Source organism: Stenotrophomonas sp. AS012628 (genome assembly GCF_010608305.1).
Classification (GTDB): Bacteria; Pseudomonadota; Gammaproteobacteria; order Xanthomonadales; family Xanthomonadaceae; genus Stenotrophomonas; species Stenotrophomonas geniculata.
Window position 1 is genome coordinate 1 of the sequence record NZ_VMBJ01000116.1, and the last position, 300, is coordinate 300.

Below are 300 nucleotides of genomic sequence, written 5' to 3' on the forward strand. Positions count from 1 at the left end.
GGGTGGGCGCTGGCGGCCGAACCAGCGCCAGCGGTTGCGCCGTAGCGCCTCGTGGCACTCGTCGCGCAGCCAGGCTGGCAGCAGGCGCAGCCAGCGCAGTTTCAGCCAGCCGATCTGCGGCAGGTCGCCGTGTTCGGTGAGGAAGCGCTCGACCTCCTCGTTGCTGGCGGACTTCAGGCGGTGGGTCAGTTCGTCGTAGGCCAGGTAGGGTTCCAGCGGGTAATCGCGCAGGGCGCTGCGCGAGGCCATGTAGGGCGCGCTGTTGCCCTTGGCCAGGGCGGCCTTGGCCTGGTCGTAGAG

Annotated in this window: 1 pseudogene; it reads right to left on the reverse strand. The window is 70.3% G+C overall.

The annotated features are described in order from the left end of the window. Nucleotides 1-300: pseudogene (locus G5A07_RS21220) on the reverse strand (hypothetical protein); the annotation flags it as partial.